This is a genomic window from Streptomyces spongiae (genome assembly GCF_009377185.1).
GTDB lineage: Bacteria > Actinomycetota > Actinomycetes > Streptomycetales > Streptomycetaceae > Streptomyces > Streptomyces spongiae.
This window is the reverse complement of record NZ_VJZC01000194.1, coordinates 1-15,808: the sequence shown is the minus strand read 5'-3', so window position 1 is coordinate 15,808 and position 15,808 is coordinate 1. Positions and strand designations below refer to the sequence as shown.

Genomic DNA, 15,808 nt, shown 5'->3' with positions numbered 1-15,808 from the left:
ACCCCCGCTGTCCCCACCGCAGGCCCCGACCAGGGTCAGACTGCCGACGACCGCGATCGCCACAGCCACCCGGGTGAGGGACCCACGCTTCACGACTGGAAGGCCACCACCGAAACCCATCTTCGGTTCCTTAGAAAAATTGCCCGGCTTTACCCGACAATGAGCGTTTAATCCCAAGCGTAGCCAAGCCGCCGAGGTCCCGTTCGGAGGTGCGCCGACAGGCTAAGGTGCCATACGGGTACGTACCCGTACCCGTACCCGTACCCGTACCCGTCCGCTGCCCGATGCGTGAAAGGGATTCTCACCATGCCCGACGCCAACCTCCGTATCCCCGCCGATGCCCGCGACCGGCTTGCCGAGATAGCTGCTGGAGAAGGGCTGTCGCTGCGTTCCTACCTGGCCCGCCTCGCGGAGACCCTGCTCACGCCGGCGGAGCGGGCCGAGCGGGCGGAGAAGGCCCAGGCAGTGCTCCGGGAGTGGAACGGCTACGACCCCAACGAGGCCGAGAAGGCCGACCTGGACGCCGAACTGGACCGCCGCATGTCCGAGGCGGGTGCCCCGTGACCCGTGACGTGCATGTGTTCCTCGACGAAAGCGCGATGGTGGCCGCCGGGCGGGGTAACGCCCTGGCCTCCCGCCTGATTCATCGCGCTCACGCCGAGCCGGGCTGGTTCCTCTACGCCGCGGTGTGTGCCCTGGTCGAGGCCGACCGGGCCAGGCCGGGCACGGCGGAGCACATCGCCGCCCTGCCCGGTGTCGCGATCGTCGGCCTGGACCTGCCGGCCGCTCTGTCGGTGGCACGCGCGACCACATGGGCCGACGCGCACACCCTCTACGCCGCCCAGCCCAGCCCCGACCGTCCGGATGGTGCGGTGATCGCGACCACCAGACCGCACACATGGAAGGAGCACCCGGTGCGCACCCTGGACCTCAGCCCCTGATCTGCTCACGGGCCGCCCACCCGCTCCCGACGGCGTCTCAGCAGGCCGTACAGATACGTGTGGGGTTGTTGGAGTATCTAATTGGACGCACAGTCCCAGCGACACGCCGTGAACGCGACGTGCCGCTGGGGCTGTCAAGCCAATTGGGCCTTCAACTCGTCTATGAAGACGGCCCAGGAGGCAGCTTCGAAGCACAGCACCGGACCGTGCGGAACCTTGCTGTCACGGACCGGGACGACGGCCGGGAACCCGTCGGCCACCTCCACGCAGTTGCCGCCCTCCTGATTGCTGTAGCTGCTCTTGCGCCAGGCGGCGCCGTTCAGATCGGGACGGGACCTTCGCTCCACGGTGGTTGTCCTCCATCACGGATCGGATCATGTCGAGCGACATGAGCGGGGGCAGAGCCGCTGCCCGCAGCCGATCGTAAGTCAGCGCGAAACTCCTGACCTCGTCCGGATCCTCGATGAGTTGGCCGAAGTGCGCGCCTTCCGTGTAGGCGATCTCCGAGCCGTCCGGCATGGTGAGCACGGTGAGCGAGCCGCCCATGACATCGTGCTCGCCCTGGTCGAACGGCAGTACCTGCACGGTGATGTGAGGTTCGGCAGCGGTCCCGAACAGCAGCGCCAACTGCTCACGCATCACCGCCTGCCCGCCGACCGGACGCCTGAGCACCGCCTCGTCGAGGACGACCCACAGCTCCGGCCGATCGGACGTGCCGAGCCGCTCCTGCCGCCCCAGGCGAAGGGCGACCCGTTCTTCCAACTGTTCCTTGCCGCCAAGCGTTCGACCGACACTCAGCACCGCCCGCGCGTAGTCCTCCGTCTGCAACAACCCTGGCACCAGATGAGCCGCGTACTCGCGGACGGCCACCGCCCGCTCCGAGTACTCCATGAACTTCCGCGACCAGTCCGGAAACGCCTCTCGGTACACGTACGGCCACAACTCGACCAGCAGCTCGTCCGCACCGAGGGCAGAGTCCAGCGCACGAGCCAACTCCCGCGTCGGCTTCGCCCCGGACGCTCGCTCGACCTGCGTGATCCGGGTGCTCACCACGTGCGTCCTGTCGCCGAGCTCGGCCTGGGTCAGTCCGGCCGCCGTACGGAGCCTGCGTACCCGAGCGCCGAACAGCGCCGCCATCGACGTACTGGGGTCAATTCCGTTGGCCAAAGCGTCACTTCCGTTCCTTACGAGCTGAAAAGTAAGGCTGCGTCACCTTTCGAGAGTGGGGCGACCGGACCACTCTTGAACACAGAAAGTGATGACTCGTGCACGCCGCGAGACGTGTCGGTCTCGACAGACAAGGACGGACAAGCCGTGCTGACAGAAGCGACCACCCCGGAAGACCACCCACGGCAGAGCACCGCACCCCTCGCGGAGCAGTTCGCGTCCTCACCGCGAGGTGCGCGACTCGCCCGACACTTCGCCGTCCGGCGCATGGAGGAGTGGGGCCACCCGCCGGCGTCCGACGCATCGTGCAAGGTCGCCCTCGTCGTCGGCGAACTCGCGGCGAACGCCGTACAACACGGCAGGGTCCCCGGACGCGACTTCGGCCTCCGACTCGCCCTCGACGCGGCTGCGGGCCTGGTCCGCATCGAGGTCGCGGACGCCGCCACCGAGAAGCAGCCACCCACGACACCGCCCTCGGCACACCCCGAGGGCGAGTCCGGCCGAGGCCTGCTCCTGGTGAACTCCCTGGCCGTGCGCTGGGGGTCGGAGCCGCGTCACCCCGTGGGCAAGGTGGTGTGGGCGGAGTGCGCCTTGTGAACGGGGCGGCCCGCGCACGCGCCGAGCGGCTGATCACCGACAACGATCTGCGGCCATTGAGGTTGCTGTACTCCGCTGCTGGTCAGCCGACCCGCCCCCATCGGCGGGTACGCCGTCGCTCTCCGCTTGCCGCGGCTTTCGGCTTCGCGGCGGCGTGTCTCTTCTCCACGCAGCGCACGGGGACGACGGCACCGTCGGCACGCAGCGAAACCACGCCGTCGCCATGGATATGGCCCGCGAACCAGACCTGCGCTCGCCCAGCCGGTGGTCGGCGAAGAACAAGCTGAGTGCGCAGGGCCTCGCTACCAGTGACCAATACGAGAGCACGCCCACGGTGCCGTATCTCGACATCCAGCATGCGCCAGGACTGACCGTCGCCCCGTATGTTCCGACGCAGCTTGAAGCGGGTCCGCACACTCTGGAAGGCCGGCACCACGGTGGCGAGCAGCAGCATGCCAAGACCCTTGGCTCCGGCGAAGCTGTAGGGCCCGAGCGAGAGAAGCCAAAGGAAGGGGATCGGCGTGACGGCCAGAACGGCCGTGCCTCGCAGCAACAGCAGCCACATCGAGCGACGCGTGGCAGGAAAAGACATGGCCGGGCCCGGGGGCGGTGCGGGAGCCGGCACCGCCGGCGTACTGTCCGATGCCATGGCCGGGAGGGCGAGTTCCGGGAGACGGGCACCTGCCTTGGTGGCCCGTATCAGCGCTTCGGGAGAGGAATTGTCATAAATCTCGGCGCCGACGTGCAGTGTTCCTTGGCGTGGGATCTCCAGCATGCGGTGCGGCCCGCGTTTGCCCGGGACCGCGAGGATGGCACAGAAACGTGGATCGCCGACGAACCATAGCGTCCGGATGTCCGCCTTGGCCTCGGGCCCGGCCTGCGGGGACATCCGCTCCACCCACCAGCGGGTGTGCCGATCCTGGTCCAGGTAGACCATGACCCAGGACTCCGGGGCATCCGGATCGGGAAACTGGAACCAAGGCCGACCCCGATGAGCGGAATGGCGTTGGCTGTACGCGTGCGGAAGGCCTCTTTCATGGACCTCCCACGGATAGGTGCGCAGGATGCGGCGCAACCGGAACGCCCGCCTGACTAGGGGGGCTTGACGGCAGATCCCGATGATTCCGGCGATGACGAGCAGCACGATCAAGATCACGCTCACCCAGGTTGGGGTGGGCAGGTTGACGATGACTGTGCCGGCGGCCCCGATTCCGAGAGGGACGCCCAGGAGATGCTGGGCGAGGTCCACCGTCCAGGCACGACGGGTGGCCGGGTGCTGCCAGGCCACGTCACCGGCAGAGTGAGGTGGCGAAGCGTCGGATTGCTGGGTCACGGAAGGATCGATGGGGTGTGCCATGCTGCCTCTCTGCCGTTATGCGTTCCTTGGGTGCTGCCACGGAAAGGGATCGCCGGCCGCCGCAACTGACCGCCTCCATCACGTTCTTCGCACGCAGGCCGGGCCGCAGCACCGGCACGACAACGCTTCCGCGCTGCGGCACTGTGATTCGACTTCACGAGTCGCCCGGGGATTGCTATGCGTCGACGTACTCGCGGTCCCGCCGGGACATCCGCGTACTGCCCCACGTGCCGAACACCACAAAAACCACCGCCAGGCCGGCGATCCCGCCTCCGTAAGACCCCGGCTTCCAGGACTCATCCACCGGGCTGACCGCCCCCTCTGGGTCGTACCGGACCTGCAGCGTGTCACCTCGCTCAATCCCGTCCTCGCAGCCGTTTCCCTCCGTGAGGTCAGGTGAGATCTCCTGCCCGTCGGGCTTCTGCAAAATGCAGCGATCGGGCCTGTCATCCAGCGCCACAACCCTGGCCTGGGTCCATTTCCCGCGTTCCTGCATCGCCATATTGTTCCCCGCTCCGCCCGACACCGCCGCCAGAAGTGCGCCTGCAAAAAATGTCGGCACGACCTGCCACACCAGCGTCCGCTTACCCCGAGGGGTACGCCACAGGGTAGGCACCAGAACAGATGCAAGCGGCAGAATGAGCACGGCCAAGAACCAACTCGAGTTCCTGATCCAGGGATACAGCGGAATCACAGGCCCCAGCCACATAATTCCCGCCATTGCGGCCGCGCACGCCAGCTGGAACAACAACCACTGCAAAAATGCTGATTGCCCTCGTCGACCTCCTCCCTCCGATACGCGCCCCGTCCCGGCCTCCTCTTCCGAACCCATTTTCTATCCCCTTTCCCGATGTCGCATGTCTGTCGAATACGAATGGAAAGATCAGGGCGAAACCTGCGTCAATCAATGACGATCTCGCTTGGGTGTACCACCTTCAGGCTGCGGGCGAACGCATCGAACGCGTCGATATTCGCCGCCGCCCAGCCGAGGTCGTCGCTGACGGTGCGCATGGACAAGTCGATGCCGTAGGTATCCACACGCCATCCGTAGTTGACCGACATGCAGAGGGCTTCGGCGCCCTTCGGTACGAAGTGGCGGATGGAACGCAGCCCCTTGCCGAGGTTGTCGGTGGTGAAATCCACGATCTGGGGATCCTGCGCGGCTCCGGGCTGGTTACGTTGCACCAGCGTGTCCAGGAGCGGCGCCACCGGCCCTTCCGACCGGGCCGCGTAGAAGAAGAACGGCAAGGGCTCCCTGCGAAGATCCGGAAGGTACGCGAACAAGTACTGCATGGGAATCTTCTGTGGGAACTGCTCGGAGATACCCTCGAGCCAGCGCGCCAGCTCCTTCACCTGCGCCTTGTCACGAGGGCCACCACTGTGCAGGTCCCAATGCAACTCGGCGCACTTCTTCGCCCACTTCCGCCGCTGCCGGTCAGCGCCCCTCCCCTCAACGATAGGGAGGGGAATCCACTCATCCGGGAGTTTTCCATCGGTGAAGTCGAGTGCGTACGCAATGCTCATGCTGTGCTCCAGCGGAAGGTGGTCATGACGCGATCTGCACCGGGCTCGGCCACGATCATGACCTCTGCCAGGCATCCGCTTCTTCATCCGGGCTGATCCGGATGGTGCGGGCGAATTCGTCGACATCGTCGAGCGCCTTGAGGATCCGGCCGGCATCGGGATCGGCCAGGATGATCAGGACGTCCGCGGCTTCCGTGCCCTTCTCGTAGCGCCAGGCATAACGGAGGCCTACGTGCACCTCGTTAGAGATTAGACGCACTCACGCGGACGCTTGCTTCTTCAGCCGTCGGCTGGCTACCAGGATCGTCAGGGCACTGAGCACCGAGATCACGGCCAGCCAGCTGTAGGCGATGGCAATGACGTTCAGGAACAGGAACAGACCGGAAGCCATCTTGATCGTTTGGGCGAAGTGGGCACCCTTTTGTGGGTTACGGATGAGCTCTCGGTGCTTGATGAACAAGACCAGAAACGCCACAGGAGCAATCATGAACGGCCAAACGAAGTAACCGGTGGTGAGCCAGTACATCCCGCCGAACTTGCTGCCGAGGTCCTGGAAAGCGCCACAGAGGACTGGTATCAACGTGCATGCAGCAAGGATTTTCGTCGCCCTGGCTTCTTCTGGATTGTCCCCCATGTACACGGCCACTGCTTTTCCTTCCTAAGGATATATGCTGCGCACTTCTTCATGCCCAGCTATTGCTGACCGGGAATCTCCCCGGGCTGACCACCATTGGATCCCGACTTCACGCGTCGGGGCATCCTTGGTATTTCCATACGCGTCCCCACCGATTTTTTCCCCAAGTCTCCCAAGTCCACTGTAGTTGCAGACCTGTAGTTCAACTGGAAATTCATTTCGGCCTTGTCCAGGGTGGCGTCCGCCCGGTTTCCGTCACCAGAGAGGGCGAACATGCGCGGATGCCCCACAAACTTGGCCGCCAGGTTCATCAGCACGGTCGAGCGATTGGACTTCACCGGTCTCGCGATCACGAAGCCCGGCGCGCCCTGCATCAGGTCCATGCCGAAGGCCGTCAGGCCGTCGCTGCCCACCAGATCCCACATGCGCGAGGCAGCCGCCGCCGGGCACGTGTCGCCCGGGGATTGCTATGCGTCGACGTACGGGCGGTCCTGCCGGGACATCCGCATGCAGCCCCACATGCCAAACGCCACAAATAGCGCTGCAAGAATGGCGATCAGACCGACAGAGGACCCCGGATCCCAGGACTCATCTTCGGGGCCAACCACCCCTTCAGGGTCGTACCGAACCCGCAACACGTCACCTCGCTCAATCCCATCCTCACAGCCGTGACTCTCCTTGAGTTCCGGCTCTATCTCCTGGCCATTCAGCTTCTGCAAGGTGCACTGAGCGGTCTTGTTGGAATTCTCATTCTTTACCGCCACGACCTTGGAGTTAACCCAACGGCCGCGCTCCTGCAGCGCTGAATCCTCGCCCGCTCCTTGTGTCGCAAAACCCAGTATGGAGCCGATGACAAGTGGCAGCACAAGCTGCCATGCCAACCTCCGCTGTATGTGAGGAAAACGCCGAATGGCGAAGGTCGGCACCATAAACGAGGCCATCGGGATGAGGAACCATCCCAGCACCGGAGCTGCGCCCGTGCTGATCCAGGGATCCAGCGGGACCGTGGGTGCCAACCACATGAGCCCGATAATCATGGCCAAGCATGCGACGTAGAACAACAGCCATCGCAAAAATACTGATCGGCTTTCCCGAGGTCGCTTCTCGGAAGCAACCTCGACGTCGGCGGCGAACTCGCCTCTCTCCCGCACTATTACCAGCCTAACCACCCGGGCCACTTACGGCCGGATATAAGTTGCGTGCAATTTCTTTGAAACCACCCAGGTAGCCGGTGGCCCTCATGCCATCAATCAACTGCGATGTCGTTCGGATGCACCACCTTCAGGCTGCGGGCGAAGGCGTCGAACGCGTCGATATTCGCGGACACCCAGCCGAGGTCGTCGCTGACGGTGCGCATGGCCAAGTCGATGCCGTGAGAATCCACGCGCCATCCGTAGTTGACCGACATGCAGAGGGCTTCGGCGCCCTTCGGTACGAAGTGACGGATGGAGCGCAGTCCCCTGCCGAGGTTGTCGGTGGTGAAATCCACGATCTGGGGATCCTGCGCGGCTCCTGGCTGGTTACGCTGCACCAGTGTGTCCAGGACCGGTTCCACTGGCCCTTCCGAATCGACCGCGTAGAAGTGGAACGGCACGAGACGCCTCCGGAGATCCGGAGCGTAAACGAACATGTAGTGCATAGGGATCTTCTGCGGAAACTGCTCGGAGAAGGCCTCAAGCTTGCGCGCCAGTTCCTTCTCCTGCGGCTTGTCGCGAGGGCCGCTGCCCGAGAGGAGGGCACAGTGCAACTCGGCGCTCTTTTTCGCCCACTTCCGCCGCTGCCGGTCAGCGCCCCTCCCCTCGAGGATGGGGACGGCAATCCACCCGTCCGCCGGGTCTTCGGTGAAGTCGAGTGTGTACGGAATGCTCATGCTGCGCTCCAACGGAAAGTGGTCATGACGGCGTCGAAGAGTTCGGTGAGGATCTCGAGGAACTCCTGCGGGGTACCGTCGGGCGTAAGTGTGGTGAACGAGACGATGAGCCATTCGCTCACGTCCCCAGAATCCGGCACCGGTACCACGTAGTTGACTTGCCGACTGGGTACCGAGTCCTTCTCCTTCGGGTTGGCGGGGACAGATCGTTGGCAACGAACGCCGGGCACTTCGTCCAGCGTGATGTCCTCCGACGGCCCGAAGCCCTCGGTCAGGTGACTCATGATCTCGCTTGGTGATGCCTGCGCGGCGAGACCGGGGGAGACTTTGGAGACCAGGAAGGAGGCAGGCGCGATGAATCCGTGGATCGGCTCCACGGGGAGGTAGACATCGACACCGTTCCGGCGCCGGGCGTCGGCGACGGCACGGTTGAGCCGACCGTGCAGCTCAAGTCGGGCTTCCGTCACCTTCTCCTTGGGCGTCGCCGGGTCCAGGTACTTGACAGCGTGATCCACGATCCCCTTGATCGCGTCCTGCGTCTCGGACTTCGAGTTCAGTGGGATGCGGTCCCATCCCGGCGGCATCAGGATCGTGTAGCCGCCAACCGCCATCTTTGGGGTTTGCACGGTGCTCATTCCTCGCGTTTTGAAGGGAGTCGTTCACCAGGCCGATGTCGCAGGAACCTTCCAGTTATCGGACTTGAACTCGTTGTAGGCATCCCAGCTGGGCTTGTGCTCATAGCTCGTACCGAACAAATTGTTGACTACGTCTACACCCGCATTGAGGGTGTCATTGTCCCCAATGGCCTTGTCGCCGACGTCCGCGATGGATCCGGTCCACTGCATGGCGAGCGCGCCACCGTATGCCACACGTCCACCGGCGACTGCCGCTGATGACACGGCATCCCCGTGCGCCGCGGCGTTCGCTTCGATCCCTTGGAGCATGCCGTAGCTGCTGTCGTCGCCCTGGTTGACGAACTTGCCCAATTTCCCGATATCGGCAGTGTCGTCCGAGACCTTTCCCGCGTCGCGGGAGATCAGCTTCCGCAGTGTGTTCATCTCCTGCCTGATAGCTCCCTTCGTGGCGTCGTCCCCGGCGTTGGCGAGCGAGTTGGCGAGCTGGTTGCGCCTGTCCTTGGTGGCGGCAAGACCTTCCTTGAGACGCGTGGTGCGGCTCGTCGTGGCCGCGGCACGGGCGCTCGAACTCGCTGCCTTCAGACCCTTCACCGCGAGCCCACCAGCGGCGAATGTCACCAAACCAATGCAGTCGAACGCCACATCCATCCAACTTGCCTTGCCAGCGGCCACCAGCATCATTCGACCGGCGACAACCGCAAGGCCGATGGCGAGGCCGGCAATGACCAGGAGGTTCACTCCGGGGATGAACATGGCCACGATGGCGAGTGCCGTTCCGATCCAACCGAGGATGTCGAGGAACAACTTGAATCCCTCGGAATGCTCCTTCACCCAACCGACGGTGTCGTCCCATAGGCTGTCCTCGATGTCGTCATCGAGCGCGTCCTCGATATCACCGGCGATCTTGTTGCCGAGTCGCAGGTAGTGACCGACCGCATCCCCCATGCGCGACTTGGCCGCGTCGACTCGGTCCTCGTCCTTCTCGTCGACCTTGGCCTGGCTGAGCGCCTTGCGTGTCTCTTCCTGCGCGTATTCCAGTTCCTTGGCCCACTCCCGCAGTAGGCCGCTCACCTTGGTGTACCTGCCCTCGACCTTGCTGAGCTTGTCCGCGAGGTCGTCGGCGCCCTCCTTGAGCTTGTCGGCGTACTTGCCCTTGAGGTTCTGGTTCTGCCCGGCCTGGCGGAGCAGGCGCGCCTGATCCTTGATGGTGGAGGCGATGTTCTCGAGGCGGCGTGCCTCCTCGCGGACGTCATAGGGGTCGCCCGGCGTCGGGTCACCCTCGGAGATAGGGGTCCAGTCGACTGGTCGGTTGCCCATGTGTCTCTCGCCCCCTACTCGCTGTCGATCTTCTCGAAGCCCCGGATGACCTTCTTCACGTGGTCTTCCGTGCCCTTCATCTGCTCCATGAGTTCTTTGCGATGGTCGTCCCAGTTATCGGAGAACTCCTCCATGGCGCTGATGATTTTGGAATGGCCGTAGGCGTCCGACATTGCCCCCTGGTTCGCCCCGCAGTTGTTGAACTCCTTGCTGAGCTTGCCGAAGTGGCTCTTCATTGTGTTGAGCTCGTCGTAGTCGACGATCAGGTCGCTGTTACTCAACCCGCTCGACCTCCCCGTTGATTGATCCTGTATGAGACCGTTTTCCGGCTCGCGCACCCGCGCACCCGCGCACCCGCGGGCCAGCGGCACAACGCTCGATCGTGAGTCCTCAGCCCATCGGCACCGTCACCGTGAACGCCTCCCCGCCCCCCAGATGCAGCAGCCCCTTGCCCGGCGTCACCGGGCCGCCCACCGCGCTCCGGCTCAGGCGCACGCCGATCAGTTCGCCGCTCGACGTGTCCTGCGGGGACAGCAGCAGGCCGCGCTTGGACTTCTTCAGGTCGACCTGCCAGCCGCTGAAGCCCGAGCAGACGTCGTCCTCGTCGCCGGCGATGACGATGCCGATACCGCGGTCGGCGCCCGTCGAGATCAGCCTCTTGAACTCGTCCTCCGCATCGCAGTCCTCCAGCAGCTCGCCGTCGTCGATCAGGACGACGATCGGACGCTCCACGGACGCCGTCGCCACGGCCTCCCGCAACTCGTCCTCCTCGATGTCGCTGCCCGTGAACACCGCCAGCACGCCCTTGTGGCCCTGCAGTTCGCGCAGCGGGGAGGTTCGCGGGGCGGCGATGACCAGGCGGGCCGCGCGGCGGCCCACAAACGTGGCCGCCAGGTTCATCAGCACGGTCGAGCGACCCGACTTCGCCGGGCCCGCGATCACGAAGCCCGGCACGCCCTGCGCCAAGTCCGGGCCGAAGGCCGTCAGGTCGTCGCCGCCGACGCCCACCAGACCCCACATGCGCGAGGCGGCCGTCGCCGGATCGACGTGCTGCCACGCCTGGTTGAAGGTGATGCGGCTGGGAAGCGAGTCCACCCGGAACGGCCGCAGGGCCCGTGGCACCGCCGCGTCCCGGTGGGCCGCTGCCTCTCCGACGGCCACCAGGGCCGCGTTCTGGCCCTGCCCGGTGGCGTCCTCGCTCAGCAGCGCGAACTGGATCTCCGTACCCGTCTCGTTGCGGAACGCGCGGCCCGGCGGGATCTCGTCCGGCACCTTGCGGCTGTTGATGCCCAGCATCGAGAAGTCGGTACGGTCCGCGAGGCGCAGCCCGAACTTGTCCTCCGTCAGCGAGGAGATCCGGCCGGTCAGCAGTTGCCTGTCGCCCGTGATCACCAAGTGGATACCGACGCTTGCGCCTTCGCGCATCAGGGTCAGCAACTCATCGGTGAGTTCGCCGTGTTCAAGCTCGCCGAGGGAGGAGACCCAGCCCTCCCAGCGGTCGAGCAGCAGCACGATGTGCGGCAGCCGCCCGCCCTCCGCCGTCCCGGCGCGCTGCTCGCCGATGTCGGCGAAGCCGTACTGCGCGAGCAGTTCCTGCCGCCTGCCCGCCTCCGCCGACAGCCGGCGGACCAGGCGGACGGCCCGCTCGCTCTGGTTGCGGCCCACCACCGCGCCGCAGTGCGGCAGCTTGGACAGGGCGTTCAGCGCGCCGTTGCCGCAGTCGATGCCGTACAGGTGCACGTCGGCGCAGGAGAGGGTGCGGGCCAGGGAACCCGCGATCGTACGCAGCACCTGGGAGCGGCCGCTGCGCGGCGCACCCGCGATGAGCAGGTGGCCGAAGGTGGCGAAGTCGATCGCGGCCGCGCGACGAGCCTGGCTCGACGGCAGGTCCTCGACGCCGTACGCCGCCGCGGGCAGCATGCCCAGACTCTGCGCCGGCGGCAGGTCCTCCGGCAGCAGGGTCTGCGCGAGGGCCGGCAGCCACGGGCTGTGCTGCTGCGGGATGCGCAGATACGCGTTGGCCTCCCGGACGGCGTCGACAAGGACCTTCAGGTCGGTGATCTCCTCTTCCTCGCTCTTCGCGGCCGCGGGCTTCGCCAGCGCCGCGCGCCCCAGGTCGGCCCAGTCCAGCTCCCCGGTCCACGGGGCGACGGCCATCGGGTCCACGGCGCCGGGGCGACGGCCGCCGACCCGGCCGGACTGGAAGGGGATGAGGGAGGCCGCGCCGGTACGCACGTAGGCGCGGCCCGGGGTGTTCTTGGAGATGTTCCCGGCCTCGGGCGAGTCGATGACGTCCGTCGACTCGCCGCCGTCGGTGACCCGCAGGGCGATACGGAGGTTGGTGTTGGCCCGGATCTCCGGCGAGACCACGCCGGACGGCCGCTGGGTGGCCAGCAACAGGTGGATGCCGAGGGAACGGCCGCGCTGGGCGATGTTGACGAGGCCGGTGACGAAGTCCGGCAGATCGCGGACCATGGACGCGAACTCGTCGATGACCAGCAGCAGTCGGGGCAGCGGCGCCATACCCGGATTACGCCGCACCAGGTCCTGGTAGTCCTCGATGTCCTTCGCCCCGACCTGGGCCAGCATGTGCTCACGGCGGTGCAGCTCGGCGCCGAGCGACTCCAGTGCGCGCTCGACGAGGTGGGCGTCGAGGTCGGTGACCATGCCGACGGTGTGGGGCAGGTGGACGCAGTCCTTGAACGCGCTGCCGCCCTTGTAGTCGACGAGTACGAAGGTCATGTTCTCCGGCGTGTTCGCCACCGCGAGCGCGGCGACGATCGTCTGCAGCAGCTCGGACTTGCCGGAACCCGTCGTACCCGCGATGAGTCCGTGCGGCCCGTCCTTGCGGATGTCGATGCCGAACGGCCCGTCGTACGACTCACCGACCATCGCCAGCGTGGACTGCCCGCCGGTCTGCCAGCGGGCGGTCACCGCGCCGGCCGTCGGCGGCTCCATCCCGATGACGTCAAGGAGGCGGCTGGCGTCCGGCAGCGCGCTGTCTGTCGCCTCACCGCTGATGTCGCGCAGTGGGGAGAGCGTCCGGGCAACCCGGGAGCACCAGGCCGGCGAGACGAAGTCGGGCCGTACGCCCAGGATCTTGTCCTGGCCCTCCTGCTGCACGCGCAGCCGCAGCACGGAGGGGTCGACCTGATCCGCGGCCGTCGGCGCCGTGGGTATGGGGGTGCCGCTCTGGTTGTCGAGGGAGAGCAGCACGGCGGCGGTGTTGGTCAGCGCCGAATTGTCGGGCGCGGCCGCCTTCTTCCGCTTCCCCTTCCTCTCCCCCTTCCCCTTCCGCCGCGACCTGCCGGCCTCGGTGGCCGCCGCCTTCTTCCGCTCCTCCGCCTCGGCGGCCTGGCGCAGCGCTTCGAGAGCGTCGCTCGCGCCGCCGCCGGCCTTCTGCTCGTGCCGGGCGTGCCGGGCAGTGCGCGGCTCCGCGATCACGATGCCCTTGCACTCGCCCGGCAGGAAGCGCTCCTCGGCGTCCAGGCAGATCGCGTACATCGATACGGCCGGGCCTTCCTGCAGCAGCCGTACGACGCCGGGCATCGAGCGCAGCCGACGCGAGCCGTCCCAGACGACGACGATGTCGGGGTCGGAGAAGCCCGCCTGACCGCGGTTCTCCTGGGCGGCTTTCTGTCTGGCCTCGAGGATCTGGGTGAGTTCGCCGATACGGGCGCCGACGGTCTCGGCGTCGTTCCCGATGAGGACGTTGGCGTCCTGCGCCGTCGGACGGGCATGCGGCAGCCAGCGGACCCAGTCCCAACCGGCCTGCGCGTTCACCTCGGTGAGCACGTAGAACTGCACGTCCAGCGGGCTGTGCAGGGCGGCCGCCTGCGTCACCGTCCACCGCGCCAGGCTGCGGGCGGTGTCGTCGGGACCCGCGAAGCCGATCACGCCGAGCCGGCCCAGGTGCAGGGCGACGGGGGTGTCGGCGATGTCCCAGGTGACCTGGCGGCGGTGGTCGTCCTGCTCGGGGTCGTCGAGGACGACGGCGGAGGGCAGCCGACCGGTGCCCACCCGCAGCAGCAGGTGGTCGGCGTCGCTGCGGCGGCGCTCCCACAGACGGGTGCGGGGGCCGGTGGCGTTGGCCCAGATGGTGCCGGGGTCCGGGTGGTCGAGGCTGCGGTCGCCGCGCTCCAGGACCAGCGCCTCCTGCGCGTCGCGCTCGATCCTGGCCTTGTGCTCCTCGTACTCCTTGACCTGCTTGGCGTGGGACTTGCGGCCGTGCTTCTTGTCCCAGAAGTAGTTGGCGATCATGATCAACGGGCTGAAGAGCGCGATCAGCAGGTACGTCGTGCGCCCCATCACCAGCGCCATGGTGACGGCCATGGCGAGCGGGGACAGCGCCATCAGCCAGGGCAGCGGCCGGGCCTCGAACTCCTTCGGGGGCGCCGGCAGGCGGAACTTGGTGGTGCGCTCCGGCGGGCGTAGCCGCGGCGGGCGGTTGTAGTCGAACCCGGAGCCGTCGTCGGACCACTTGAGGGCCGCGTCCGGGGGCGTGTAATGGGCCACGTCGAGCAGGGTGTTGCCGATGGCGAGCTGGGAGTCGACGCGCAGCTGCTGCCCTTCGAGCGGCTTGCCGTCGACGCGCACTTCGAGCTTGGGCTCCTGGCCATGCGGCGCCGCATCCGGCCGGACCGGCTGCCCACTCGGCTGCCCGCTCGGCTGCCTTCCGTCGTGCACGGTCAGGCGGAGGTCGTCCGCGGAGACCACGTAGAGAGTCAGCGCACGCGGGGGGAACTCGGGGTCGTCGATGACCAGTTGGCAGTTCGGGCCGGAGCCTATGTCGTACCGGCCGACGCCGAGCCGGTACACGGCGCCGGCGTCGGGCCCGCCGGCCACCCGGATCTCGATGAGACCGGGCTGCTCGCCGGGCAGCGTGCCGGAGGGGTCGTCCAGGCTCACCACCGCGCCGTCGCGCAGCGGGGAGGTCGTGACGGTGTGGACGGGGTCCACTTGGTAGTTGTCGACGTAGAGCACGGGACCGGGCTGCCCGGCGAGCGAGCCGCCCCCCACGCCGCCCCGCACCCGAGCTGCCAGCTCTCGGGCGACGGCGTCGATACGGGTCTCCGGATCGGCATCGAGGACGAGGTCTTTGCTGGCGTTCGCACGGCGGTCGACGACAGTCAGCTTCAAACGCACTTGCTCCTCCTCGAAATGCCTCTCTACGCGGAAGAGAATATCGTCCCGACAACTCTGTCGTGCGGTTGCGGAATACCCCAACAACGTTCTGATTCAAGGAGATTCAGTGACCGCCGTGGTGGCCGCCGTGACTGCGTTTATGTGAACCCATGAGGCTGGCAACTAGGATGCCCAACGGCGCGTGCCGAGCCGGTGCGCGCCACATGTATGCCGGGAGGGGGACCTCGCGGTCGTCAACGGAGGGAAGGGGAGCGCCATGGCTAAAGACCTCGATGTCACATATGAGGACATGCGGGCCGCCGCGAAGAAGATGAACCGCGAGAAGGAGCGCATCGAGGAGAAGCTTCAGGACCTGAAGACCTACATCGACGGCCTGCTCGAGAACGGCTTCGTCACCCGGCAGGCGTCGAAGAAGTTCGGCCAGGACTTCGAGGAGTTCAAGCAGGGCATGTCGAAGACCAACGAGGGTCTCGACGGCTTGGCTCAGTACCTGGAGAAGGCGGCGGACTCCTTCGAGAACCTCGACAGGGAACTCGGGAAGTAATAAGCAATTCGGCGACTGCCGCGGTTTAGCCTGCCTGCGCGCAGTGCCGGGGGGGTGGGGGCGGTGTCGGCCTGGAT

Annotated in this window: 18 protein-coding genes; 4 read left to right on the top strand and 14 right to left on the bottom strand. The window is 66.4% G+C overall.

Going from position 1 to position 15,808, the window contains the following annotated elements:
* Window positions 1-306 precede the first annotated feature (306 nt).
* Both FNH08_RS24555 and FNH08_RS24550 read left to right on the top strand, forming a co-directional pair.
* Complete coding sequence (locus tag FNH08_RS24555) at window positions 307-564, top strand: hypothetical protein (RefSeq protein WP_152773722.1); 258 nt, start codon at window positions 307-309, stop codon at window positions 562-564.
* Window positions 565-599: 35 nt separating this feature from the next.
* Window positions 600-941 (top strand): PIN domain-containing protein, encoded by a 342-nt coding sequence (locus tag FNH08_RS24550; RefSeq protein ID WP_152773725.1) that lies wholly within the window; start codon window positions 600-602, stop codon window positions 939-941.
* Between the two features lie 134 nt (window positions 942-1,075).
* Here the strand turns inward: FNH08_RS24550 and FNH08_RS52190 are convergent, their stop codons facing one another.
* Window positions 1,076-1,201, bottom strand: coding sequence for a DUF397 domain-containing protein (locus tag FNH08_RS52190; RefSeq protein ID WP_322725277.1), 126 nt, complete (start codon window positions 1,199-1,201; stop codon window positions 1,076-1,078).
* Window positions 1,164-2,078: a helix-turn-helix domain-containing protein gene (locus FNH08_RS24540; RefSeq protein WP_152773724.1), complete on the bottom strand. Its 915-nt coding sequence runs from the start codon at window positions 2,076-2,078 to the stop codon at window positions 1,164-1,166. Before FNH08_RS24540 ends, FNH08_RS52190 begins: the two co-directional genes overlap by 38 nt.
* Window positions 2,079-2,255: 177 nt before the next feature.
* Here FNH08_RS24540 and FNH08_RS24535 point away from each other — a divergent pair, with 177 nt between their 5' ends.
* Window positions 2,256-2,705 carry an ATP-binding protein gene (locus FNH08_RS24535; protein WP_322725275.1) on the top strand — a complete coding sequence of 150 codons (450 nt, stop codon included), beginning with the start codon at window positions 2,256-2,258 and terminating at the stop codon, window positions 2,703-2,705.
* Window positions 2,706-2,787: 82 nt separating this feature from the next.
* Here the strand turns inward: FNH08_RS24535 and FNH08_RS24530 are convergent, their stop codons facing one another.
* From FNH08_RS24530 to FNH08_RS52185, 12 genes are all read right to left on the bottom strand, one after another.
* Window positions 2,788-4,062 carry a hypothetical protein gene (locus FNH08_RS24530; protein ID WP_152773717.1) on the bottom strand — a complete coding sequence of 425 codons (1,275 nt, stop codon included), beginning with the start codon at window positions 4,060-4,062 and terminating at the stop codon, window positions 2,788-2,790.
* A 175-nt stretch (window positions 4,063-4,237) separates the two neighbouring features.
* Window positions 4,238-4,894: a hypothetical protein gene (locus FNH08_RS24525; RefSeq protein WP_152773715.1), complete on the bottom strand. Its 657-nt coding sequence runs from the start codon at window positions 4,892-4,894 to the stop codon at window positions 4,238-4,240.
* 68 nt (window positions 4,895-4,962) lie between these two features.
* Window positions 4,963-5,586 (bottom strand): hypothetical protein, encoded by a 624-nt coding sequence (locus tag FNH08_RS24520; RefSeq protein ID WP_152773713.1) that lies wholly within the window; start codon window positions 5,584-5,586, stop codon window positions 4,963-4,965.
* A gap of 55 nt (window positions 5,587-5,641) precedes the next feature.
* The gene (locus FNH08_RS24515) at window positions 5,642-5,824 is read right to left on the bottom strand and encodes a hypothetical protein (RefSeq protein ID WP_152773711.1); all 183 of its coding nucleotides are present in this window, start codon (window positions 5,822-5,824) and stop codon (window positions 5,642-5,644) included.
* Window positions 5,825-5,845: 21 nt separating this feature from the next.
* Window positions 5,846-6,232 (bottom strand): hypothetical protein, encoded by a 387-nt coding sequence (locus FNH08_RS24510; RefSeq protein WP_152773710.1) that lies wholly within the window; start codon window positions 6,230-6,232, stop codon window positions 5,846-5,848.
* 47 nt (window positions 6,233-6,279) lie between these two features.
* Window positions 6,280-6,645, bottom strand: a complete 366-nt coding sequence (locus tag FNH08_RS24505) for a hypothetical protein (protein ID WP_152773708.1) — start codon at window positions 6,643-6,645, stop codon at window positions 6,280-6,282.
* 42 nt (window positions 6,646-6,687) lie between these two features.
* Complete coding sequence (locus tag FNH08_RS24500) at window positions 6,688-7,371, bottom strand: hypothetical protein (RefSeq protein WP_152773707.1); 684 nt, start codon at window positions 7,369-7,371, stop codon at window positions 6,688-6,690.
* 95 nt (window positions 7,372-7,466) lie between these two features.
* Window positions 7,467-8,090, bottom strand: a complete 624-nt coding sequence (locus tag FNH08_RS24495) for a hypothetical protein (protein ID WP_152773705.1) — start codon at window positions 8,088-8,090, stop codon at window positions 7,467-7,469.
* Window positions 8,087-8,725, bottom strand: coding sequence for a hypothetical protein (locus FNH08_RS24490; RefSeq protein WP_152773703.1), 639 nt, complete (start codon window positions 8,723-8,725; stop codon window positions 8,087-8,089). Before FNH08_RS24490 ends, FNH08_RS24495 begins: the two co-directional genes overlap by 4 nt.
* Window positions 8,726-8,749: 24 nt before the next feature.
* Complete coding sequence (locus FNH08_RS24485) at window positions 8,750-10,042, bottom strand: DUF308 domain-containing protein (RefSeq protein ID WP_152773702.1); 1,293 nt, start codon at window positions 10,040-10,042, stop codon at window positions 8,750-8,752.
* Between the two features lie 14 nt (window positions 10,043-10,056).
* Window positions 10,057-10,413: a hypothetical protein gene (locus FNH08_RS24480; protein ID WP_152773701.1), complete on the bottom strand. Its 357-nt coding sequence runs from the start codon at window positions 10,411-10,413 to the stop codon at window positions 10,057-10,059.
* 19 nt (window positions 10,414-10,432) lie between these two features.
* Entirely contained in the window at window positions 10,433-15,187 is a 4,755-nt protein-coding gene (locus tag FNH08_RS52185) for an FtsK/SpoIIIE domain-containing protein (protein ID WP_322725271.1), read from the bottom strand.
* Between the two features lie 256 nt (window positions 15,188-15,443).
* Here FNH08_RS52185 and FNH08_RS24470 point away from each other — a divergent pair, with 256 nt between their 5' ends.
* A complete protein-coding gene (locus tag FNH08_RS24470) occupies window positions 15,444-15,731 on the top strand; it encodes a WXG100 family type VII secretion target (protein ID WP_152773700.1) in 288 nt (95 codons plus the stop codon).
* Window positions 15,732-15,808 lie beyond the last annotated feature (77 nt).

Excerpts from the sequence above, each read along its gene's own strand:
- FNH08_RS24555 (WP_152773722.1), top strand. The coding sequence starts at position 307 with ATGCCCGACGCCAACCTCCGTATCCCCGCCGATGCCCGCGACCGGCTT.
- FNH08_RS24550 (WP_152773725.1), top strand. The coding sequence starts at position 600 with ATGGTGGCCGCCGGGCGGGGTAACGCCCTGGCCTCCCGCCTGATTCAT.
- FNH08_RS24540 (WP_152773724.1), bottom strand. The coding sequence starts at position 2,078 with ATGGCGGCGCTGTTCGGCGCTCGGGTACGCAGGCTCCGTACGGCGGCC.
- FNH08_RS24530 (WP_152773717.1), bottom strand. The coding sequence starts at position 4,062 with ATGGCACACCCCATCGATCCTTCCGTGACCCAGCAATCCGACGCTTCG.
- FNH08_RS24525 (WP_152773715.1), bottom strand. The coding sequence starts at position 4,894 with ATGGGTTCGGAAGAGGAGGCCGGGACGGGGCGCGTATCGGAGGGAGGA.
- FNH08_RS24520 (WP_152773713.1), bottom strand. The coding sequence starts at position 5,586 with ATGAGCATTGCGTACGCACTCGACTTCACCGATGGAAAACTCCCGGAT.
- FNH08_RS24505 (WP_152773708.1), bottom strand. The coding sequence starts at position 6,645 with ATGTGGGATCTGGTGGGCAGCGACGGCCTGACGGCCTTCGGCATGGAC.
- FNH08_RS24495 (WP_152773705.1), bottom strand. The coding sequence starts at position 8,090 with ATGAGCATTCCGTACACACTCGACTTCACCGAAGACCCGGCGGACGGG.
- FNH08_RS24490 (WP_152773703.1), bottom strand. The coding sequence starts at position 8,725 with ATGAGCACCGTGCAAACCCCAAAGATGGCGGTTGGCGGCTACACGATC.
- FNH08_RS24485 (WP_152773702.1), bottom strand. The coding sequence starts at position 10,042 with ATGGGCAACCGACCAGTCGACTGGACCCCTATCTCCGAGGGTGACCCG.
- FNH08_RS24470 (WP_152773700.1), top strand. The coding sequence starts at position 15,444 with ATGGCTAAAGACCTCGATGTCACATATGAGGACATGCGGGCCGCCGCG.